Source organism: Veillonella parvula, assembly GCF_024461875.1.
Lineage (GTDB): Bacteria > Bacillota > Negativicutes > Veillonellales > Veillonellaceae > Veillonella > Veillonella parvula_I.
Genome location: NZ_JANGAL010000123.1, coordinates 1 through 229, shown reverse-complemented (window position 1 = coordinate 229; position 229 = coordinate 1). Strand labels below are relative to the sequence as shown.

Annotated in this window: 1 protein-coding gene; it reads left to right on the top strand. The window is 41.5% G+C overall.

The genetic code is table 11. The features are described from left to right. On the top strand, positions 1–229 hold a 229-nt coding region (locus tag NE668_RS10080; protein ID WP_256196897.1), incomplete at both ends, for a hypothetical protein.

Below are 229 nucleotides of genomic sequence, written 5' to 3'. Positions count from 1 at the left end.
ATGTGGAAGTATATCTGGCGCTTGTAAGACAGACGGAAGAATATTTTGAAGAGATCATGATATTTGAAAAGAAAAAGGCAGAGATGGGTTTGTTCATGGCGGATCAGGCGGTGGAAACAGTGATCGGGCAGTGCCGCGCCTTTTTGGAAATGGGGAACGGAAATTACTTGTATTCGACGTTTGCAGATCGAGTAATGGAATTAAATACATTGACAGAGAAAGAAAAAAG